We start from the raw sequence: 22,522 nt of genomic DNA on the forward strand, positions 1-22,522 counted from the left end.
TTTATTGTTATCATCATTAAGTTACCTAAAAATTTCATACCATATTGTTTAAAATTGGCATATCAATATCAATATCATAAACATGCTTTTGTTTTAAGGAAATACCACATGGCAGAAAAAAATTACTATGACATTTTAGGGGTCAAAAAAGACGCCTCAGACGCTGATATCAAAAAAAAATACCGTAAGCTTGTGCGTCAATATCATCCTGATGTGAGTGACGACCCAAACGCGGATAATAAAATCGCTGAGATTAACAACGCTTATGAAACCTTAAGAGACAAAGACAAGCGCGCGCAATATGACGCCATGCTAGACAATCCATTCGCTGGTCAAGGCGGTGCTGGAGGCTTTGGCGGGTTTGGTAGTCAGTCGGCGGGCGGACAGGGTGGTTTTCGCTGGGAAGACATCAAAGATCAGTTTGGTGATGGTGAAGCCTTTGGCGGTGGCGGCTTTCGCTTCGACGATATATTCTCAGCTTTTGGTCGCGGAGCACGTGGACAGACAGGGGGCCGCACGCAAAGTAGCGGCTTTGACCAGTTTGGCAGTGGTTTTGGCGCACAAGATAATAAAGGTCAAGACCAACATGCAGAGATTACGGTGGATTTGGCCTCGGTATATAGCGGTGATGACTATAGTATTAAACTAAATGTGCCGGTTCGTCAGCCTAATGGCAGCGTGGATTATGAAAATAAAACCCTTAAAATCAAAATTCCTAAAGGCATCACAGATGGCAAGCAAATCCGCCTAGCAGGACAAGGCGCTGCTGGCATGGGTGGCGGTAAAAATGGTGATTTGTTTTTAAAGGTTAAAATCAGTCACGCATCTAATATTCGTATCGAAGGCGCAGATGTTTATCAGACGGTAAATATCGCACCATGGGAAGCGGCATTGGGAGACAAAATCAATGTTAGTACGCCAGCAGGTACACTTGGTGTCACGATTCCTAAAAACAGCAAATCAGGTAGTAACTTGCGTCTAAAAGGTAAAGGTATCCCTGCTAAACAAGCGGGCGACTTATACTTGACCTTAAACATCGTTAATCCTGATATCAGTAGCGAGACTGCCACTAAGGCTTATGAGCAGCTAAAGCAAGCTTTTGCCGATACCAGTATTAATCGTTAACGACGAAATAAAGAGCAAACGAGGATAATAATTATGAAACACTCGCCTGAATTTACCGACATTATTATGAGTTTAGATGAGCTAGTGACTGCCTGTGGTCAAGAGCGTCAATGGGTCATCGAGCTGATAGAAGAAAACATTATTGAGTATGACGTACCAGAGCGCGAGCAGTTCACAGGTTATCAGCTAACGACTGTGCGCCGTGCTTCACGTCTAAGCCGTGACTTTGACGCCAGTGTGCCGGCGATCGGTTTGATAATCGAGCTGTTAGATGAAGTCGAGCAATTACGTCAGCTCAAACGCCAGCTAGATAGGCAAGCACCAATCATCGAAGTAGATATTGAGCAGCTAGATTAGCTATACAAATAAGTCGTAAATGATAGACCATAAAAAAGGGCTTTTAGAAGCCCTTTTGCTATATTAGTGTTATCGCTAATAATTAACGTGCGTACCTAGGATCAGCGGCAGCAGTAAATAGAACATCTGTGGAAGAGTTCAGCGCAGTTTCTGCTGAGTCTTGGATGACACCAATGATAAAGCCAATCGCAACCACTTGCATGGCTATGTCATTTGGAATACTAAACAAACTGGCAGCTAATGGAATCAGCAGTAGCGAACCACCAGCGACCCCAGAAGCACCGCAAGCACTAACTGTAGCAACCAAGCTTAATAAAAGCGCTGAAGCAAAGCTGACTTCGATACCTAGTGTATGAGCCGCCGCAAGCGTTAAGACATTAATCGTAATTGCTGCACCTGCCATATTAATGGTCGCACCCAGTGGAATGGTGACAGAATACGTATCTTCGTGTAGACCCAGTTTGCCTGCAAGGTTCATGTTGACTGGAATGTTGGCCGCCGAACTACGCGTAAAGAATGCCGTAATTCCTGATTCGCGCAGGCAAGTAAATACGAGGGGGTAAGGGTTTTTGCCAGTCTTAACCAGCACAATAAGTGGATTAGCAACTAACGCAATAAACAGCATACAACCAACCAGTACCATCAAGATACGGGCATAACCTGCTAAAGAGGCAAAGCCGGTTTCAGCGACTGTATTGGCGACCAAGCCTAAGATACCAAATGGCGCCAGGGCAATGACCCATTTTACAACCTGCGAGATGGCTTCGGCAAAATCACCAACGATGGTACGAGCAGTGTCACTGGCTTGACGCAGCGCAAAACCAATAATGATTGCCCATGCCAAAATACCGATATAGTTGGCTTCAGCGATCGCATTGATAGGGTTTGCGACTAGATTCATGAGTAGGTTAGTCAATACCTCTTTGAGATTAGCCGGCGGTACTTGCTCAATATCAGCATTTATGAGAACTAAATCAGTCGGAAATAAAAAGCTCGCTCCTACGGCGGTTAGTGCTGCCAAAAAAGTGCCAAACATATACATGATAAGTACAGGTTTGACATAGACTTCATTACCGCTGCGATGCTGGCTGATCGCTGCCATTACCAAGACAAATACCAATATTGGAGCCACTGCTTTTAGTGCACCGACGAATAGCGTACCCAATAATCCCAAAGCAATACCGACACTTGGTGCCAGCCAGCCGATTAACACTCCCAATATTAAACCAATAACAATAAGCGGCACCAGCCCTATACGCTGGTACATCGCAATCAATGAACGCATTTGTACACCCTCGAGTAGTCAGTCAAAAGTAAATTAATTATAAAAATAGAAAAACAATCGGAGGATGGTAGCATTTTTTCAGATATTCGCCTACCAGTCATAATGAAGGTAAATGATAGTTGACTATAGAAGCGGTAGCAGCGGCGATAAAAAAGCAAAGACAGAACGATCAAAATAGAATAAGCAGGCAAGTCCAGCACATAAGTATAAACAAACCAGTTTTATTGATTGGCTTGTCTATAAAGTTTGTTAAATAAAAAAGAATACGATAAAAGAGGAGGCTTTAGAACTTTAAGGTAGGCAAGTTATACAACAATAGGCATGTTATACCTTGAAGTGCGTCAACTCATAGCCTAACTGTTTATAGCGCTTATATTTGTGACGACCTTCTTGTACGCTAGTCGCATCAGGTTTGATAAGCTCAAGAACACGAGTAGGCTTAGCGTTATTGGTCGCTGCCATAAAGTCATTAACTGGATGTAGCGTGGTATTGAGCACGATACCGTTGAAATCGGCAGGCATATAGCTGCCTAGTAAGACAGGGACTAACATCTCACTATTTATTTTTGTTTTATTCGGATTATCATCAGCTGTGTCATTGGTTGAAGTCGCAAGGCATTGATGTGGAATAAAGCTTGTCGCCTCTTGTGCCCACAATGCCTCATCAAGTGTCGACAGTAACGTCTCATCTTGAGTAAGAATCAATAGCGACTGAGTACTCTTATTGAGCGCTGTTTGAGTCAACTGACAAATAAAGCCCAAGAAATCTTGGGCTTTACTCTCACTTAAAACATAAAAACTGATTTTCATAAATCGATTAGGCCATGTTTGCGCTGTTTTTTAAGTATTGCATAAATAATGGCACAGGGCGACCCGTTGCCGCTTTATCTTTGCCTGAGCTCCATGCAGTGCCAGCAATATCTAAATGCGCCCATGCTTGCCCTTCTTCGACAAAGCGTGACAAAAAGCAAGCAGCAGTCACAGCGCCTGCACCTTTACCACCGATGTTTTGCATATCAGCGATAGGCGAGTCAAGCTGTGCTTGATAAGCATCATCCATTGGCATATGCCAGATAAGATCACCTGTTTGGTTACTGGCGTTCTCTAATTCAAATAACACATCTTCATCATTACTAAAGACCGCTGAACGTACATGACCTAATGCGACTACGCAGGCACCAGTCAATGTCGCGACATCGATGATGGCTTTTGGCTGATAACGTTGTACGTAGCATAAGGTATCTGCCAATACTAAACGGCCTTCGGCATCGGTATTTAAGATTTCAACCGATTTGCCGTTCATGGCTTTGACGATATCACCTGGGCGAGTTGCATCACCTGATGGCATGTTTTCAGCGCAGGCGAGAGCGCCCACGACGTTGATCGGTAGGCGTGCTTCACATAAGGCTTTAATTGTACCAAGTACAGACGCTGAGCCGCCCATATCAAATTTCATCTCATCCATGGCTGCCCCAGGCTTGATTGAGATACCACCTGAGTCAAAGGTTATGCCTTTACCGACCAACACAATAGGCGCATCAGCGTTTACAGCTTGCGTATTATCATCGCTATTTTTAACTGAATTTTTAGCAGTTTTCTTATTAGAAGTTTTGGTCGGTAATTTATCAGCCAATGCTTTTAGACCACCAGAAACTTTAGCGCTGCTAGTCGCTTCTTTGCTAGCGTCAGCATTGGCACTAAAATTGGATTTGCCGCGATACTCCATAAGTACCAGCTTACCTTCTTTAGTAGAGCCTTTAGCCACTGCTAAGAAGCACTCCATACCTAGCGCTGACATCTCATCTTCACCAAGTACGCTCACTTTCAATAGGTCAGGATAGGTCTTGGCAAGCGCTTCAGCTTGTTCTGCCATATACGCTGGGAAGCAAATATTGCCTGGCTCATTGGCCACATCACGAGTCAAACTTTGACCTACAAATACCGATTGGGCAAAATCTAGCGCAGACTGTAGTGACTCATCAGCAACCAAATAAACGTCCGTTAGTACTGGTGTGGTTTGCTCTGACTTATATTTATCAAAACGATAGCTCGCTGCTAATAGATTAAGAGCAAATTGACCGAAGTGGTTTTCTTCTAGAGTATTGCCCAACGCGACAGTAATCGATGCCACACGTTTTTGAGTGCTGCTATAGATGGTCTTAGCAATCTTCTGCAGTACGGTTTCATTGAGTTTATCAACATTGCCCACACCGACTAATAATAATTGTACTGGGTTTTGCTTGGTGGTTTTTTTGTCACCTGCCAAGGCGTAATCTGCAACTGTCTCGCAAGCTTTACCGTTGAAGTGTGAAACTTCAATCAATTGCTCAATACGTGCTGTATAGTCGGTTAAAGCCGACTCGGCAAGGATGTTCTTTTCGTCGTCAACCAAGACCACAAGGCAAGCTTCATCTTTACTCTTTGCTTCTTTTTTAAGTATTTTTTGCGTATGAGTTTTTGGCAGATGCTGAGATAATTTGATATTCATATAGTTATCCTTATTAGAGTAGTAACATAAATTAGAGTAGTAGCATAAAAAGTGTCGATACATGATGCAGTTATTTACATCGGAATTCTAAAATAAAAAGTAAAGCAGGACTGGATATTACTCAGTCATTAATCGATGAATTCTGTACCGAGGATGGTTGAAACATGAGTCCTATATTTTATAGTGACTGCTTTAACAGCGATCGATTTTTGGTACATTTGACTACTGCTGTAGTGTAGCATATCGAATAATTTGTGCGCAGAGTGCAAGGGTTAGTGAATGTTTCCGTATGGTCATCTATATTATTTCACTCAGCTTATCATCTGCAAGTGATTAATCATTAACCAACTTGTCAGTCGTTACTAATGCGGCAAACCTATCTTGTAGAGCTGCCATAGCTGTGTCGTGCATGAGATCAGATCTTTAAGGACAGTGATACGAATGACAAACAAACTTTTCCAGCTTTCCAAACCAAATAAACCAAATAAACCAAATAAACCAAAGACTTTATATGATTAAACCTATCTACCTATCGCTTTATTAAGCTATATTGTTTTTTATCGTCTCGAACTATTCTTTGTTATAAACACAAACAAATAGGCCATTAGCAAGGGTTAGGTAATGTTTTCAAACACATTTCACCGCTATTTTTTACCAAAACATGCTAGCATTAGCGGTTATCTTGACCGCTAATAGTTGCTAATTTTTATATGACGTGGCTAATCAGTGGCTCAGCTATGTTTATATTTATTTAAGTATTTTTCTGAGTAAGACTGTCTTTATAATACCCAATCGACACATGAAAAACCGTCATTAAGTTTGCGATGAATCGCGCCAATACCAACTGTTTAAGAGTACCTATTGTGATATTACGCCGCTACATGACCCGTCAGGTTGCCTCAACCACTGCTTTGGTATTGGGTTTTTTGGTGGTAATGATGCTCGGTGGCCGCTTGATACGTTATTTCGGAATTGCTGCTGAAGGGAATCTCGATATTGGCTTGTTATTTGTCATTATCGGTTACAATTTGCCGTATTTTTTAGAGCTTATTCTACCGTTGGCGTTTTTTATTGCTTTGATGCTGGTGTTTGGGCGTCTGTATGTCGATCAAGAAATGGCGGTTATCAATGCCAGCGGGGTCTCTCGCGGTAAGCTTGCACGATTAATGACGCCATTAATCTTGGCGTTATTTGTCGGAGAGGCAGCACTATCGGTTGTCGGAAAACCTTGGGGTGTGCGCTCATCAGAGGCAGTTTGGCAGCAGCAAGCACTGTCTAGTGCTTTTGACTTGATTCGTCCCAATGAGTTTATTAGTAGCGGTAATTATCATTTGTATGTAGGCAGTCTTAGCGATGACAAAAAACAGCTGCAAGATGTGGTACTTATCCAATCTGAACCATCCAAAAAGACAGCGGACAATACAGATCAGCCTATTAATAAAGACACGATTACCTTAGCTAAACGTGCTGTGCAAGTAGACAATGCTGGTAGCGGTGTGACGCAGTTAGATCTGTTTCAAGGTCGTCGTTATGAAGTAGGTGCAGGCAGCTTAAAGTACAACCAAGTAGGTTTTGATCGTTACCGTATTACGTTGACCGAATCCTCAAAAGAGGTAGTGACTGAAAACAATATCGAAACCCAAGAAATCGGACCTTTATGGCAAGCAGCTACCGGCAGCGTGCAAGTTAGTAGTGTCGATGCCCTACGTGCAGCACAAGGCGAGCTTGGTTACCGCTTTGCGCTGCCTTGGCTGATGATTATCGCGCCGATGCTCGCTGTACCACTTGCACAAGTACGTCCGCGTCAAGGTCGCTGGCTGCGTCTGTTCCCATCCATTTTATTGTTTGTCAGCTGTGCGCTTGGCATCATATCTTTGAAAAATGCCGTTGGTAAAGGTAGCGTGAGCGTCTGGGCTTATGCATGGTTGATACTAGGATTTATGGCATTGGCGCTTTATATGAACTGGGGCAGCCGATTCCAGCATCGATTACGCGTGCGCTTAGAAGGTAAGTCGCTGGGCGTCGATCATCTAAAAAAAGACTCTAATGGAGGGCAACTATAATGCGCTCCTTGTTATCTAAGTTATCTAAGTTATCTAAAGCTCAGATTCCTCAAAGCCGTTCATCCAACTTGAAAGTGCTAGGACGTTATGTCAAAACCAATGCACTTCTCGCGATTATCGCCGCAGTAGTTGGACTGTGGGCATTACAAGTCCTATTTACCTACTTGTCTGAGCTTGAGGATTTGTCTGATAGCTATACTATGTCTGATGCGCTTAGATATATTTTTTACCGTTCGCCTTATTTTTTAGAACAATTTATGCCGACAGGCGCGCTGCTTGGCGCAGTGGTAGGCTTGGGATTGCTAGCTAGTAAAAGTGAGCTTGTAGTCATGCGCGCCGCTGGTGTCAGTATTTATCGCATCGTTGGCTGGGTGCTGCAACCAGCGTTGTTGTTTGTACTATTAGCATTGATGCTAAATCAGTTTGTATTGCCCAACTCTAACCAACTGGCTCGTGAAATAAATAACGAAGACAGCAGCTCACTGGTCACCTCAGTACGTGGCTACTGGACGATGCAACCGCGCTTTCAAAGTACAACTGAAGGCAGCACGAATGGTAGCGCACAGCCTGATGGCAGTGATATTTTATACATTGATTATGCGGATGTGCAAGGCAACATCGGTGAGGTCAAGCGCTGGCATTTAGATAACGATGGTAACTTGCAAACGGCCACTCATGCGATGGGTGGGCAGTATATTGGTCGTGAATCTCTAGGCACTACTGGTAAGCTAAGCGAGCAGTATCGTTACGAGTGGCAGCTAAATGATATGACTGAGCTGACCATCAATCAAGGCTTTGAGAGCAGTCAGTCTAAAACCTCATTGGATACTCTAAGTCTGCCCTTTGCACCCGAGTCCGTCTATTTATTGACTCGCAAAGCGGAGGATTTGTCTTTGACGCAGCTTTATGAGCATCGGCAATTTATGCAACAGCAAGGTAAGCGCTCGTTGCCACATGAGCTTGCATTTTGGCAAAAGCTGCTATCACCGCTATCCATTTTATCGCTGGTGATTGTCGCCTGTTCTTTTGTCTTTGGCTCATTGCGCACGCACAGCTTAGGCCTGCGTATCGTCGTCGCGTTACTCTTTGGTCTGCTATTTAGCTATGTGCAAGACTTGGTTGGCTTTGTGTCATTAGCGACGGGCTTTTCGCCCATGCTCATGGTGTTACTGCCCATTATCGGTAGTGCTGCGCTAGGCTTTTATTTGATAAAACGGCAGATGTAGCCTAGACCGTGTCCTCAATTCAATCGTTAGTCATCTAAATGGGTCAAAAACGGCTAAATCTTGCCAAACACAAACAGCGTCAAATAACTGACTGATATCTCGATATTATCTGCGCTATCTTCCTTGTTTGACGGCCATTTATCTTATTTTTATCACCATTTTTCAAATGAGAACACGTCCTAAAGCATGCATAAAAAAACACGCTACTGTTAGCGTGTTTTTTATGGCAGATATAAACTGTTCTATTCTTTAACCGCCATTGTAATGGTATAGGTCTTGCCTTGTTTGACCTTCTCGCTGTTGCCAAATACTTCGGTAAACGAGCGCTTCATAAACTGACGCAAGCCATTAATTGTCACCACATAAAAACGTCCACCTTGGCGCATACGCTCATAAGCATCAAGGAAGTATAAATAATGCTGCTCTTTGCCAACCTTCGCTGGCAAGTTTGACATCACGAGGCTAAAGTCTTTGTCCGCTGCCACGTGATTAAAACCGTTTGATAAATGCACATCGACATTTTTTAGACCATTTTTCTCGCAGTTACGGCGTGCATACTCTACCGCCATAAAGTCTTTATCAATCAAAGTATGCTGACCGTTTGGACATTCGCGCGCTGCCGTCATGCCGAGCACGCCATAACCGCAGCCCAAATCTATCGAATCATCATCCGCTTGAAAATCCACATAATCAAGCAGCATGAGACTACCATCATCGAGCTTTTGCGGTGAAAAAATGCCCCACGTGGTGGTAAATTCAAACGGTTTACCCAGCACATCCTCTTTAAAATGAAGGTCTTTGCGCCAGTGTTCGGCGTTTTTTAGCAAATCAGCAGGGGGTCTATGGCTCATAGAATTCTCGGATAATCAATAAGTAAAAAGGGGCGCGCGGTCAATGACAGTTTACACATCATGAAGCACTTTATTGAGGGTATTGTAGCGACAAAAGGGCAGGTTTGCAGCAATCGATTAATAATTGATTGCTCGTAACAAAAAGAACGCCTATACTCAAGCAACAAGGAAAGATTGTTAACAATGTAATAGACATTATAGGGAAATTTTCTATGGCACTTTCAACCGTATTTGCACGTCCTCTGCTCACAGTACTTATGACCACTGCTGTACTTGCTACTAGCCCAGCTTGGGCTGATGACATCAAAATAAAGCGGGATAAATATGGAACCCCGCATGTTTATGCAGACAATACGTATGATCTGTTTTATGGCTATGGTTACTCTATCGCCCAAGATCGACTGTTCTCACTTGATATGGCGCGCCGTACAGGTACAGGCGAAGTTTCAGAAGTATTGGGGGCAGGATTCGTTGATTTTGATAAGCAAATACGCGGCAATTACTGGCCTTGGCGGATACAAGAGCAGGTTGATAATGCCAGTAAACAGCAGCGCGATGTCTTAAATGGCTATGCTGCAGGTATCAATGCTTGGATCGCTCGCGTTAATGCACAACCTGATACTCTAATGCCAAAGGAGTATTTGACTCATGGCGTCAAACCAAAAGCTTGGACAGGCTATGATGTAGCGATGGTATTTATTGGCTCCATGATTTACCGCTTTGGTGATTACAATACCGAACTCGACAATGCAGCTCTGCTTGAGTCACTGGTTGAAAAACATGGCGAAACCAAGGGTCGTGAAATTTTTAATACCTTATTGTCCTTAGATGTGCCTGAGGCACCAACCACTATTCCACCAGGGGACTGGGATCCAGCAAAACGTGAAAACCCCAATCTAAACTTGCGCCCTGTAGTGAAAGGGGCAGTGTCTCCTGAAATATTACGTCAAGCCGCTAGAGCGCCGACTGATTTTGTTGGTGCTGACGGAGCCGCTCTACCACGCGAGAAGTGGAGAGAGGCCAATCTAAAAGCCCTACAAGCCCAAGGTCCTTCAGCTTTAAGATATGAGGGCGCCTCAAATATGGCCATTCTTGGGCCGCAAAAGCTAGATGGTGCAAAATCTGTACTCTTAAATGGACCACAGTTCGGCTGGTATCAGCCTGCGTATACCTATTCGATTGGCTTACATGGTGCAGGCTTTAATGTCGCTGGCAATACTGTTTACGGCTATCCAGGCATTATGTTTGCTCATAATGGGCAGATTGCTTGGGGAAGTACATGGGCGGCAGGTGATCTGGTGGATTTGTTTCGTGAAACGCTCAACCCAAAGAATCCTGCGCAGTATAAGTACAAAGGCACATGGAAAGACATGGAAATCAGTGAGCAAACTATCAATGTAAATGGTGGCGACTCGGTACCGTTTACCGCCTACCGTACCGTACACGGTCCAGTCGTGGCACGAGATGAAGATACCAATATTGCCTACGCGCAAAAGCGCGCTTGGAGCGGTAAGGAACTCAGCACCCTTGAATCTTGGGTCGATATCATGAAAGCCCAAAATTTTGATGAGTTCAAAACGGCTGCTGCAAGGTCAGCGGTAAACGTCAATCTTTACTATGCCGATGCGAAGGGCGATATTGGTTATATCTTTGGTGGTCATTATCCCAAACGCGCTGAAGGTCATGATGGACGCACGCCTGCATCTGGAGAAGGCGATATGGACTGGCAAGGTATCATGCCGTTTGAAACCAACCCACAAGTATTCAACCCTTCAAACCATATGGTGCTAAACTGGAATAACCGTCCTGCCGAAGGTTTCCCAAATCCTGACCAATATTGGTACTCGTGGATGCTTGCAGATCGTGTCAAAGTTTTGTTTGATGAGTTTGAGGGCAAAGACAATTTTACCGCTGATGAGGTGTGGGACGCTGTCGTCAAACATGCGTCGTTTGAAGATGTTAATGCAGGCGAGATGATTCCATTTGTACTAGACGCTGTAAAAGGGCTGCCTGCAGATGATCCACGTCATCAGTTGGCGATGCAGCTACAAGATTGGAATCAGATGCTTGAGGATAAAGACAATGATGGCAAATACGATCATCCTGGCGCTGCCATTATGCAAACGTGGCTGACACAGTTTCTAACGCAAACCTTTAAAGAAACCCTACCTGAACCTTACGACGGTATTTTTGCCAATGCGGGTTATCCAGGGCCTAAAGTCACTACTGCATCTGGGCAAAACATTCAAGTTGGCACTAAAGTTCTACACTATAATTTATCAGGTAAGGGCTATGATTTCTTTAATAGTAAACCAGATGAGGCTATCTTGTCGGCACTCGATGCTACTAACAAAGCGCTTAGCGAAGAGTATGGAGACGACATGACGAATTGGTTAGCCCCCGTCGGTATCATTCGCTACAATCATAAAAACTTCCGCGAGATTCCGCAAACCCTGCCCGCTCAGGAGCAAGACACTGCTATTGCCATGAACCGCGGTACTGAAAACAACATGACGGTCTTTACCGAAGATGGCGTAAAAGCGTGGGAAACTGTACCACCTGGTCAAAGCGGCTTCATCGCGCCCGATGGCACAACGACAGCTCACTACAATGATCAAACTGGTGAATATGCTGAACTTGGTCGTAAGCGCGTTTGGTTTACGGATGAAGAAGTGGATGCTAATACGGTTTATACGCAGACAATCTCTATTAAAAAATCAGAGTAGATAGGCTAAAGAAAATAGCGCCCACGCTGTTAAATTAATAATAGCGTGGGCGTTTTTATTTATAGATTTATTTTATAGATAGAGTGAGAATAAAAACCTAGCCTGCGCATTTTACCCTAAAAAGTCTAAAATTTCTGAGCGCTACCGCTACCGTAAACCTTTCAGTCTTACTCTCTCAAACTCTTCTTTAATAAATGATCAAATATAAACGGACCAAAAGGTAAAAACGAGCCGAGAACACCAGCAGGCAGTGCCCAAAGCGGCATCTTTATTTTACTTGCAGCGAACACAAGCACCAGAATATAGCCGATAAATAGTACCCCGTGAGCCATACCAACATATTTTACCGCCTCAGGAATACCAAACATATATTTGAGCGGCATGGCAATGCCAAGCAATAACAGAAAAGAAGCTCCTTCAAAATAACCCATAACAGTCAGCGTTTTAAGTACAGAGTTTTGACTTTTGGTTAGCGTAGGCAGGGCAGAGGGCTGAGCTTGCGGCACGATACATTCCTTCACTTATTAATAATTATGCAATAGGTTAATTGGTTTGGCTAAGTTAGCTCAAGCGTAATCCATCATTATCTTAATATCATACAGAAAATCCCCTTTAAGGGATTTTCTCTTGCGAGCCGAACGAAGCAGTGCTTCGTTTTAACGGCTCTCACCCACGTGGATGGTGCTCTGCATGCAACTTCTGCAATCTCGCCGTTGCCACATGGGTATAAATCTGCGTGGTCGATAAATCACTATGGCCTAATAACAACTGCACGCTGCGAAGGTCCGCGCCATGATTGAGCAAGTGAGTCGCGAAGGCGTGACGTAAGGTATGCGGCGATAGCTCTTTATCGATACTGGCGACTTTGGCGTATTTCTTTAATAAGTACCAAAAGTTCTGCCGCGTCATATAACCGCCTTGCGCAGTCAAAAATACCGCTTGGCAATTGCCAGACTTTAAATGCGCTATCAAATCGCCGCGTCCATGAGACAGATAATCGTCCAGCGCGTCCGCTGCATATTCGCCTAGCGGTACCAGCCGCGTTTTATTACCTTTCCCAGTAATCTGTAACCAGCCAGCATTGAGATTGACTTGTTCAAGCGCAAGATTAATCAGCTCACTAACCCGTAGGCCGCAAGCATATAACACTTCTAACATGGCTTTATCACGTAGACCCAGCGCGGTGCTGGTATCAGGTGCAGCGAGTAGGTTATCGACATCTGCTTCGGCTAAATCTTTTGGTAATGGACGCCCAAGCTTAGGGCTTTTGATACGCTCGCATGGGTTGTCTTCGCGCAAGTTGCTGGCGATCATCCACAAGTAGAATTGGCGCAGGCTTGAGAGCATTCGCGCTTGGGTACGCGGGGTTTTGCTCTCGGTGGCGAGGCAAGAGAGACACTGCAATACATCCTCGGCTTGCCACTTTGTCAATGCTGTAGGGCTGGTCAGCTCACAAGTACGCAAGTCACGAACATAAGCATTACGCGTACGAGTTGCCAGACCGCGGGCCAGCATCGCTTGACGAAACTCAGTTAAGTAGGTTGGTTCATCATCTACTGCCAGTGCTTTGGGCTGACGTTGCTGTACGGCGCGATCACGACTCATAAAATAGTGCTCAAATAAGAATAAAGACAGCGATGAAAAATGTTTACAAAGACACGCTTACAGATACTATGCCGTTTTTTTCTTAACCAAATATCGATAGAGCGTCACGCTTGTAGGCATAGTATCATCGCTATCAATGGTGATTTCATCAGGATCGGCATTTAAGTGTACGTTTTCAGCCAGAGTTTCTTGTTGCACAAGCTCATGACCGAGATGACGACAAAAATTAGGGATGTCACGCGTCGTGGCAGGATCGGTTGCGAGGATTTCGATGATATCGCCGCCATCGGCTTTACGAATGGTTCGATGCAGCATCATGACCGGCTCCGGACATATAAGCCCTTGGGTATCCAAATGATGATTGATTGCGGTGTTAGGTGTCGAGGTAGTCATAATCGTCATATTACACATGAGTTGTGAGTTTAAAAATTGCTCTTAATTATTATTGGCTATTGTTTAGAAATGTCTTGCAGTTTTTCAGCATCTGAATCTTCAAGATCTTCCTCAGTTTCTTCTTGCGCTTCTAAAAAATTAAAAAAGCGTTTAAAGTTTGCTTTAAATAAAAACGCCACTCCAAGCCACGATGCCAGCCCTAACCATGCAGTATCAGCGAATAACAGTCCACCGACCAATACGATTGTCGATACACCAATGCTTAAAGCAATCATCGAAGGTTGACTCAAGCGATAACGATAAATGACAAAACCATCATAAAGAGTGATAGGTATGGTTAACGCTATCAGCGCATAGGGCAGATTAAAAAACAGTCGATACAGTAGCTGATTGTCATGGAATGCTTTAATACTAGCAATGGTGCCAAAGACCATAAACGCGATAATAGCGGCATAAATAAGATAAATCGCTATTTGGTTGGCGCGCTGTGCACCTTTAATACGTGCGATGGCAAGCGGAGCAAAACCGTATTGCGTTGATTGGTCTAAAACATTGGTCATAACGATCAGTCATTTATCCGTAAAGGTTTATGTTACTTTGTTTAATGGTTTAACTAATCAGGTTTGATAGCACTAATCGCCATGCTACTATTTGGATCGGCAAAGTAAGTCGATAATAAAATACAGGCTGATATATCATCAATTGGGTCACGCTCATTTTGGATCCAGCCATTCTCCCAAGCTATTTCTCTTGCAGCCATGGAGGTTAGGCGCTCATCACATAGTGTCACTTTTGCAGGTAGGCGCTGCTCCATTAGTCTATGGGCTAGGCGACGCGCAAATTTGTGCGCCCTCTTTGAGAGCATAGAACTACTGCCATCCATATTTAAAGGGAGTCCGACGAGCACTTGGGTAATTCCCCAAACCTTGATAATGCCTAACAGATTGTCCCAGTCTGGCTGTCCATTGTTCATGGCCAGAATATCAAACGCGCGTGCAGTCTCGGTCACAGTATTACCCAGTGCCATTCCCATTTTTTTGACACCATAATCTAGTGCCAATATAAGATGCGGCTTAATCTCAGGTTCCGTCACAGCCGTGTCGACAGCTTCAAGAGAAGGGTCAGAATCTACCATCATTCTATGCATCTCCTATTTTTATGAGGTCCAATTTAATAGGACGAGACTCTACCATGGCAAGTACCTTATGCATGACCAATATCACTACTAAGATAATCAAAATTGACCCCGATTTTCTCAGCAGCAAGCTGCCAGCGCTCTTCAAAGGGCGTATCAAACAACAATGTTAAATCGGCAGGGGATACCAACCAGTCGCCACTTTCAAGCTCACGCTCGAGCTGTTTTTTGTTCCAGCTAGCATGTCCCAAGCATAGCTGGTAGTGTCCAATGCCTTGTCCTGCAGCGATACGCTGTAAGATATCTTGACTGGTGGTGATACAGACGTTCTCTGAGATAGCAAACGACGATGCCCACTCAGGCTGCCCCGTATGCAGTACAAATCCCACCTCAGGATACATCGGACCGCCTTCTAATGCTAAATCTTCCATAATTTGAGGGTTGGTCACATCGATGCTTAAGTCTTCTAACAGCTTACCCACACGTGCCTGCTCAAGTGGACGGTTTACCATCAGCCCTAGCGCACCTTGTTTATCGTGGCGACAAATATAAATAAGCGCCCGCTCAAACCTTGGGTCTGACAAGTCAGGAGCGGCAATTAAGAAGTGATGGGTCAAATTAGCTTTGGACATAGAGACAAATGCAATATAAAAAAGGTGAGACACTACTATATGGTGATACTAAACAAAAAAGCAATATAGAAATGACACAGTGATTATAATCAGTGCACGTAAAACGTAAGCTGATGCTTTATCAGTATTTTTAAAATGAGGTCACGCTTTAGCGGCAGGCTTTTACTTAACACCAGTCAATAAACTACGAGCATGGTCACGAGTGACATCAGTAATGGTAACACCGCCTGACATACGTGCCAGCTCATTTACCTGCGCATCTTTGGTCAAAATTATAAGCTCACTTTGCGTCTGTTCATTGTGATGTTTTTGCACCAAAATATGCTGATGCGCTTGGGCGGCGACTTGAGCTTGATGGGTAATCGCTAATAGTTGCTGCGTCTGTCCAAGGCTGCGCAGTAATTCACCCACTACTTGGGCAGTACCGCCACTGATACCGACATCCACCTCATCAAAGACTAGCATCGGTTTGGCAGCATTGTTGTCAGAACTTGTTGCTTGCAATACTTGCATGACCAGCGCCATGCGCGATAGCTCACCACCTGAGGCAATTTTGTGTAGCGGCTGCATCGGCATACCGACGTTAGCGCTAAATAATAGATCAATATCATAACAGCCTTGCGCATTATAAAGACTGGAGCTTGTCCTTTTAGTAAAGACAAATTCGTAGCGAGCGTTAGGCAAAGCTAAGGGCTGTAGTTGCTGAACAAGCTGTTCACTAATGACAGGCGCCGCTTTTGAACGGCTGTCATTTAACTTGGTCGCAAGCTGCAGGTACGCTTGCCAAGCATCTTCGATTTGTGCAGCTAGCACATCACTACTAGGCTCGTTTTCTAACTGTTCTAACTGCTGCTGCCAAACATTGGCTTCAGAGATCAAATCATTTGCCGGTAAATTGTGTTTGCGCGATAGACGATGACCAAGGCTTATAAGGCTGTCCAAGGTTTGCAAGCGTTCAGGATCAGGGAGTTGTTGTTCGGCATAGTCTGTGAGTAGGGCAGTCACTTCAGTGATCTGCTGCTGCGCGAGATGTAGTTGCTCTGAGGCTTGCCCAAAGGTTTGGCTGACACCTATTTGATTGTCACACAGTTTGATCGCCTGACCAAGCAAAGTCATGACATCAGGCTCGTCACTATCGTTATCGAGTAAGTGCAAACCATGACTGGCCTCTGTCATTAAGGCCTCAATGTTAGACAGCTCTTCATGCTCAGCTTCGACATCATGATAGTCGACAGCTAATAACGGTGCAATATCAGCCAACTGGTTTTGGAGCAATTGAATACGGTCTTGGCGCTGAGCTTCACGGCTAGCAATCTCATCCGCTTGACGTTTTAGTTGTTGATAGTGCTGGTAACTGCTCGCTGTTTGCGCTGCTAAAGGAGTTAATTTTGCCATCTCATCAAGCCATTGCACCACAAATTGCGGCTTTAGTAGTGCTTGCTGAGCATGCTGACTATGAATGTTGACGAGCAGTGCACCCAAGCTTTTCAATTCTGCTAGGCTCACAGGTGTCCCATTCAGCCATGCTTTTGAGCGTCCATTATTACTAAGCTGCCGACGAATCAGTACTTCAGGCTCATCTAAAGAGCGCTCATGCTCAGTAAACCAATCAGCCACAAGGGTATTATCAGTCACATCAAACTGCGCATAGATATCGGCATGAGCCGCACCATGTCTGACCATGGCACTGTCTGCTCTTTCACCAATACAAAGTGATAATGCATCTAGTAGCAATGACTTTCCCGCTCCTGTCTCACCGGTAATGACATTAAAGCCCTCAGCCATGCTCAGCTCATGTTCAGCAATCAGCGCAAACTGATGTAAGGTTAACGATAGAAGCATTGAAGTCTCTCATGGTCGGCAATTGACATTGATAATCTTAATTAGACTAGCGATAAGGCTTGTGAAAAGCAACTGCGTTTGGTGTCTTATTTTAAACTAATGAACGGCTTAGCTGTCGGTAATAAATCTACCAAATTATACCAATATTAGTATACACAGCAATTGCTCAAGAATTCTAATATAGGGTCAGGTTGATTAATAGATAATATTTTCAGCAGTGCTGTAACAAACTTTTTAGATATAATGTGGTAGCATAAACTCACTTAATCACAAACTTGAGCCACAGTCTCTACACATACTTGTTTGATGAGTATCAAATTTGCATGGCAGAAAACTTGGTTCATAAGTGGTTGAGCTATTAAACCGATAACATAATATACTTATCTAAGAACAACTATTTTAAGAATAACTATGTTAAAAGCAGTTGTTTTAAAATAAGCTATGTTGAGTGTAAAGGTTTAACCTGTAATGTCATAAGACACTTATTTTTTAGTTTAGTAATAATTATTTGATAAGGAAGCCACTATGTCAGCGGCACAATATACTAACGTAACGGTCAATGCTCAGGCTACAGTAACATATGATGGGCGCTGCTCCAGTCATACCATTATGTTTGAAGATGGTCGTCATAAAACATTGGGTGTCATTTTGCCTTGTGACAATACTGTTGAACGATACCATTTTAGTACCAATACTTCAGAGCGTATCGAGATTATTAGCGGTGAATGTGAAGTTAAAATAGAGGGTGACGAGGAGTTTAGCTATTACCGTGCTGGCCAATCGTTTGTGGTTGAAGGCAATAGCAGCTTCACTCTACGTACTGAAGAAATTGTACAGTATGTCTGCCATTTAGAAGGGTAGTGTTAATGTTAAATAGGCAGGTATAAATCTCTTATAATCACGATTGTTAAGTTTTTTCACAGACATCGTGATATCCCAATTCATATCATATTAGCGATATTCAATTCTTATTAGTAGGCCTATTATGGCAAAACCCAGTTACTTCTATGGTATTCATGCCATCGATGCTTTACTTGAACATCGTCCGCTTGATGCATTGAGCTTATTTGTGCAACAAGGACGCGAAAACGACAGTCATGTCAAAGACATCATTACGCAAGCCCAGGCAAATGGCGTTAGTATGCAGCCAACGCAAAAAGATAAGCTCACGCAACTATGTGGTAGTCCGCAGCATCAAGGAGTTGTACTGCATGCTCGTCCATTGGGATTTGCAGATGAAAGCATATTAGATAATATCATCGGACGCGATCAATGTTTATTGCTGGTACTTGATCAAATTACTGATGCACATAATTTTGGTGCATGTTTACGCACAGCAGTCGCAATGGGCGTGGATGCAGTGGTCTGTCCAAAGCACCATGCAGCAAGTTTGACTCCGACGGTAGCTAAAGTGTCGGTAGGCGCAGCTGAGATGATGCCTATCATTAGTGTGACCAATTTAGCACGTACGCTCACGCATATTAAGGATGCTGGTGTTTTTGTATTCGGTACGGCCCTAAACGAAAACGCCAAGCCTCTACATGCGGCTGATTTAACAGGAAAGACGGCTTTAATTATGGGGTCAGAGGGCGAGGGCATGCGCCGGTTGACTACAGAGAGCTGTGATGAGCTGGTATACATTCCAATGTCAGGAAACGAGCATGGCAATTTACAAAGTCTTAATGTAAGTGTGGCCACTGGTATGGCGCTCTATGAAGTTAATCGACAGCGTACTTTAGCTGCTGGGCAAGTTTGAGGTATTTTTGATGTAGCGGCTCTAGCTGTTGATGTAAGCTTGCTAAATCTTTTTCATTTACCACCAAATCATCAGCATGCTGATTGCGCTCAGTACGGTGAAGTTGGTTTGCCATGATGGCTTTTATCTTCACCATACTTTGTTCATCACGCAGACTTGCACGCGCAAGTTGCGTCTCCTCATCTACATCAATCACTAAAATACGTTGGCATAAGTTAGCAAGTCCGGCTTCGGCAGCTTCAATGAGGAGTGGTGCTGATAATATGATATAGGGTGAAGTGCTTGCTGCTAGCTGTTGTTTTGCGGCTTCGCGAATAGCAGGGTGGGTGATTGCTTCAAGATCAATGAGTGCGGCAGGATTAGCAAATACATGGGTACGTACAGCTGCTCGGTCCATATGACCTTCTGCATCAATCACCCATTCACCAAGCTTTTTTTGAATCTTACGTAGAGTAGGACTGCCTTTTTTTACTACTTCATGAGCAATCACGTCGGCATCAATGATGTCAATTCCTTGTGCTGCAAACCAATCACTAGCCGCAGACTTACCACTACCAATCCCGCCTGTTAACCCAACCACTAAGGTTTTGTTTTTTACGTTAGCCTGCTGGCGTTCATGTATAGGCGTTTTAGAATATATTGACATAACAGTGACTTATTGGCTCGTAAGTTGGTAGAAAAGACAAGTAAATACCTTAGTATTCATAACTTAGTTGTTATTATTAAGCAATTGTCTCGAACTTACTAGCTTAACGCGTACCACTAATAAAGATATAAGCATTAGTTTGTTATATTGTAATTCTGTATTAAACGTACATATTCAAATACCAATTAACGATGTCAGAGCCATAAAGGAGGGCAACGATACCAGCGATCGCGATATAAGGTCCAAAAGCAAAAGGCTGACTCTCCCCATGCCTTTTCATCAAAATGATACCGACAATTGAGCCTAGTAAAGAAGATAGAAGAATGATAAATGGCAGCATCATAGGTCCAAGCCAAGCCCCTAATACCGCTAGTAGCTTAAAATCACCTTGTCCCATACCGTGTTTTTTGGTGATGAGATAAAACACTTTTACGACGATCCATAACGATAAAAATCCTAGCAGCAATCCCCAAATCGATTGGGTAGGGGAGACAAACCAGCTTTGAGAGTTTACTGCTAATCCCAATCCTGCTAATGGAAAAGTCAGTCGATCAGGTAGCAGCTGCGTATCAAAATCGATACCGGTTAAGGCAATCAATGTCCATACTAAGATAAGAGCAGACAATCCAGCAGCTGTGACGCCAAATTGATAAATAACCAATGCTGATAGTAACGCAGTGACTAGCTCTACGATAGGATAGCGTATACCAATCGCTGCGCTACAATCAGAGCAACGACCACGTAGTACAAGCCAACTTATTAAGGGTATATTCTCATACCATTTTATTTGATGCGCGCAATGAGGGCAGCGTGATGCCGGTCTACTCAAAGTAATTGGCGTATCTCTCGACGTAATATCCGTTATCGCTTTAGTGTGCTCATGTGGCATATCTACTTGCTGAGACATAAACTGACTGCATTCTTGTCGCCAGCTATAAATCATCATAAGCGGTATACGATGAATCACTACATTCAAAAAACTGCCTATACATAGCCCTAATACTGCAAATACAATGAGCGCCAAGGTCATATTACTTTGTAATAACTCTAACAATTGCATCAATTTGCTACCCTACTACTGAACCCATCTGGAAGATTGGTAAGTACATGGCAATGACCAAACCACCTACTAAAACCCCTAGCACCGCCATGATTAATGGCTCCATCAAGCTGGTCAAACCATCAACAGCGTTATCAACTTCGTTTTCATAATACACTGCTACCTTGTCAAGCATCTCTTCTAAGCTGCCTGATTCTTCACCAATACCGACCATTTGAATCGCTAAGCTTGGGAACAGGTTAGTCGTACGTATCGAAAACTGCAATTGTTGACCAGTTGAAACATCATTTTTAATCTGTTGAATGGCATCATAAAAAACCACATTATTAGCGGCGCCTGCGGTAGAGTCTAAAGCATCGATTAAAGGTACACCAGCAGCAAAGGTAGTAGACAGCGTGCGCGCGAATCGGGCGATAACAGCTTGATAAGCAATATTGCCAAATATAGGTGCCTTTAAAGTCGCACGGTCAAGAAAATCGCGGAACTTTTTAGAGCGTTTTTTAGCTTCGGTGAAGCTAACGATACTACCGCCAATGGCAATAATAAGAATAAACCACCAAGCTTGCATCCAGTCTGACATACCGACAACCATTTGCGTGAAAGCAGGTAGCTCTGCACCAAAAGATTCAAATAGCCCCGAGAAAACAGGAACCACTTTAATCAGTAGGATGATAGTGACGATTATAGCAACCACGATTACAGCGATAGGATACTTCATGGCTTTTTTGATTTTAGCCTTAAGTAGCTCGCTTTTTTCTTTGTAAGTGGCGACACGTTCAAGCATAGTCTCAAGTGCGCCTGATTGCTCACCAGAGTCTACAAGAGAGCAAAATAGATCGTCAAAATAGCGTGGATGCCTGCGTAGCGCAGAGGCAAAAGTACCGCCAGCTTCAATGTCCGTTTTGATTTGTAGGACCAGCTCTTTCATGCTCGGATTGTCTAACGAGTCAGCGACAATCTCAAACGATTGAGTCAAGGGGACGCCAGCTTTCATCATAGTAGCTAATTGACGCGCAAAAATAGCAATATCAATAGGCTTAATGGCTTTTTTCACCGTGAACAGGGGCTTAGGTTTTTTCTTGATTGTTTTGACTGTGATACCTTGTTTACGCAGCGTCGCCTTTGCAATCTCTAAACTGCGACCTGTGGTTTCACCTTTGATTTTTTGTCCACGCCGATTGACTCCATCATAGACAAAGTCTAATAGCATGTCGGTCTTAGCTTTTGCCATGTCTTTACCCTCAAGTTTTTCGTAATCTATATGTTTTAATCAGCGTTATTCAATAAAAGTTTTTAGATGGTTATTTAATCGTTTTTAAGTCCTACACCTTG

21 protein-coding genes are annotated in these 22,522 nt (G+C 43.7%); 7 read left to right on the plus strand and 14 right to left on the minus strand.

Annotated features, from left to right (window positions below):
• Positions 1-108: 108 nt before the first annotated feature.
• Both Q0895_RS04460 and Q0895_RS04465 read left to right on the plus strand, forming a co-directional pair.
• Complete coding sequence (locus Q0895_RS04460) at positions 109-1,125, plus strand: DnaJ C-terminal domain-containing protein (RefSeq protein WP_299185835.1); 1,017 nt, start codon at positions 109-111, stop codon at positions 1,123-1,125.
• A 33-nt stretch (positions 1,126-1,158) separates the two neighbouring features.
• Entirely contained in the window at positions 1,159-1,482 is a 324-nt protein-coding gene (locus tag Q0895_RS04465; protein ID WP_299185837.1) for a chaperone modulator CbpM, read from the plus strand.
• 82 nt (positions 1,483-1,564) lie between these two features.
• Here Q0895_RS04465 and sstT read toward each other — a convergent pair whose 3' ends face one another.
• The 3 genes from sstT to Q0895_RS04480 form a co-directional block, all read right to left on the minus strand.
• Positions 1,565-2,767: a serine/threonine transporter SstT gene (gene sstT, locus Q0895_RS04470; RefSeq protein ID WP_299185838.1), complete on the minus strand. Its 1,203-nt coding sequence runs from the start codon at positions 2,765-2,767 to the stop codon at positions 1,565-1,567.
• A gap of 324 nt (positions 2,768-3,091) precedes the next feature.
• Complete coding sequence (locus Q0895_RS04475; RefSeq protein ID WP_299185839.1) at positions 3,092-3,577, minus strand: DNA polymerase III subunit chi; 486 nt, start codon at positions 3,575-3,577, stop codon at positions 3,092-3,094.
• Positions 3,578-3,584: 7 nt separating this feature from the next.
• Positions 3,585-5,255 (minus strand): leucyl aminopeptidase, encoded by a 1,671-nt coding sequence (locus tag Q0895_RS04480; RefSeq protein ID WP_299185841.1) that lies wholly within the window; start codon positions 5,253-5,255, stop codon positions 3,585-3,587.
• Positions 5,256-6,079: 824 nt separating this feature from the next.
• On the opposite strand from Q0895_RS04480, the gene lptF reads away from it, so the two are divergent.
• Together lptF and lptG are read left to right on the plus strand one after the other, a co-directional pair.
• Positions 6,080-7,318 carry an LPS export ABC transporter permease LptF gene (gene lptF / locus Q0895_RS04485; protein WP_299185842.1) on the plus strand — a complete coding sequence of 413 codons (1,239 nt, stop codon included), beginning with the start codon at positions 6,080-6,082 and terminating at the stop codon, positions 7,316-7,318.
• Positions 7,318-8,544: an LPS export ABC transporter permease LptG gene (gene lptG / locus Q0895_RS04490; protein ID WP_366139908.1), complete on the plus strand. Its 1,227-nt coding sequence runs from the start codon at positions 7,318-7,320 to the stop codon at positions 8,542-8,544. The genes lptF and lptG overlap by 1 nt, the downstream gene beginning before the upstream one ends.
• 242 nt (positions 8,545-8,786) lie before the next feature.
• Here lptG and Q0895_RS04495 read toward each other — a convergent pair whose 3' ends face one another.
• Positions 8,787-9,395 carry a methyltransferase gene (locus Q0895_RS04495; protein ID WP_299185843.1) on the minus strand — a complete coding sequence of 203 codons (609 nt, stop codon included), beginning with the start codon at positions 9,393-9,395 and terminating at the stop codon, positions 8,787-8,789.
• Between the two features lie 212 nt (positions 9,396-9,607).
• Between Q0895_RS04495 and Q0895_RS04500 the strand changes: the two genes are divergently transcribed.
• Positions 9,608-12,121: a penicillin acylase family protein gene (locus tag Q0895_RS04500; RefSeq protein WP_299185844.1), complete on the plus strand. Its 2,514-nt coding sequence runs from the start codon at positions 9,608-9,610 to the stop codon at positions 12,119-12,121.
• Between the two features lie 167 nt (positions 12,122-12,288).
• Here Q0895_RS04500 and Q0895_RS04505 read toward each other — a convergent pair whose 3' ends face one another.
• The 7 genes from Q0895_RS04505 to recN all read right to left on the minus strand — a co-directional run bounded on the left by Q0895_RS04505 (position 12,289) and on the right by recN (position 17,728).
• Positions 12,289-12,627: a DUF3817 domain-containing protein gene (locus Q0895_RS04505; protein WP_299185846.1), complete on the minus strand. Its 339-nt coding sequence runs from the start codon at positions 12,625-12,627 to the stop codon at positions 12,289-12,291.
• Positions 12,628-12,787: 160 nt separating this feature from the next.
• On the minus strand, positions 12,788-13,726 hold the full coding sequence (xerD, locus tag Q0895_RS04510; protein ID WP_299185848.1) for a site-specific tyrosine recombinase XerD: 939 nt from the start codon (positions 13,724-13,726) through the stop codon (positions 12,788-12,790).
• Positions 13,727-13,792: 66 nt separating this feature from the next.
• Positions 13,793-14,119 carry a sulfurtransferase TusA gene (gene tusA / locus Q0895_RS04515; RefSeq protein WP_299185849.1) on the minus strand — a complete coding sequence of 109 codons (327 nt, stop codon included), beginning with the start codon at positions 14,117-14,119 and terminating at the stop codon, positions 13,793-13,795.
• Between the two features lie 56 nt (positions 14,120-14,175).
• Positions 14,176-14,679 carry a hypothetical protein gene (locus tag Q0895_RS04520; RefSeq protein ID WP_299185851.1) on the minus strand — a complete coding sequence of 168 codons (504 nt, stop codon included), beginning with the start codon at positions 14,677-14,679 and terminating at the stop codon, positions 14,176-14,178.
• A 53-nt stretch (positions 14,680-14,732) separates the two neighbouring features.
• Positions 14,733-15,254, minus strand: coding sequence for a Holliday junction resolvase RuvX (ruvX, locus tag Q0895_RS04525; protein WP_299186218.1), 522 nt, complete (start codon positions 15,252-15,254; stop codon positions 14,733-14,735).
• A 68-nt stretch (positions 15,255-15,322) separates the two neighbouring features.
• On the minus strand, positions 15,323-15,886 hold the full coding sequence (locus tag Q0895_RS04530; RefSeq protein ID WP_299185853.1) for a YqgE/AlgH family protein: 564 nt from the start codon (positions 15,884-15,886) through the stop codon (positions 15,323-15,325).
• Positions 15,887-16,048: 162 nt separating this feature from the next.
• On the minus strand, positions 16,049-17,728 hold the full coding sequence (recN, locus tag Q0895_RS04535) for a DNA repair protein RecN (protein ID WP_299185854.1): 1,680 nt from the start codon (positions 17,726-17,728) through the stop codon (positions 16,049-16,051).
• 525 nt (positions 17,729-18,253) lie between these two features.
• On the opposite strand from recN, the gene Q0895_RS04540 reads away from it, so the two are divergent.
• Together Q0895_RS04540 and rlmB are read left to right on the plus strand one after the other, a co-directional pair.
• The gene (locus Q0895_RS04540; protein ID WP_058367843.1) at positions 18,254-18,589 is read left to right on the plus strand and encodes a pyrimidine/purine nucleoside phosphorylase; all 336 of its coding nucleotides are present in this window, start codon (positions 18,254-18,256) and stop codon (positions 18,587-18,589) included.
• Positions 18,590-18,713: 124 nt separating this feature from the next.
• Positions 18,714-19,484: a 23S rRNA (guanosine(2251)-2'-O)-methyltransferase RlmB gene (gene rlmB, locus Q0895_RS04545; RefSeq protein ID WP_058367844.1), complete on the plus strand. Its 771-nt coding sequence runs from the start codon at positions 18,714-18,716 to the stop codon at positions 19,482-19,484.
• Here rlmB and coaE read toward each other — a convergent pair.
• The 3 genes from coaE to Q0895_RS04560 all read right to left on the minus strand — a co-directional run bounded on the left by coaE (position 19,447) and on the right by Q0895_RS04560 (position 22,421).
• Positions 19,447-20,130, minus strand: a complete 684-nt coding sequence (coaE, locus tag Q0895_RS04550; RefSeq protein ID WP_299185856.1) for a dephospho-CoA kinase — start codon at positions 20,128-20,130, stop codon at positions 19,447-19,449. The genes rlmB and coaE overlap by 38 nt on opposite strands.
• Before the next feature lie 160 nt (positions 20,131-20,290).
• A complete protein-coding gene (locus tag Q0895_RS04555; protein WP_299185857.1) occupies positions 20,291-21,190 on the minus strand; it encodes an A24 family peptidase in 900 nt (299 codons plus the stop codon).
• A 7-nt stretch (positions 21,191-21,197) separates the two neighbouring features.
• A complete protein-coding gene (locus Q0895_RS04560) occupies positions 21,198-22,421 on the minus strand; it encodes a type II secretion system F family protein (RefSeq protein ID WP_299185859.1) in 1,224 nt (407 codons plus the stop codon).
• Positions 22,422-22,522: the final 101 nt, after the last annotated feature.

The organism is uncultured Psychrobacter sp., from assembly GCF_947495825.1.
In the GTDB taxonomy this organism is placed as follows: Bacteria; Pseudomonadota; Gammaproteobacteria; order Pseudomonadales; family Moraxellaceae; genus Psychrobacter.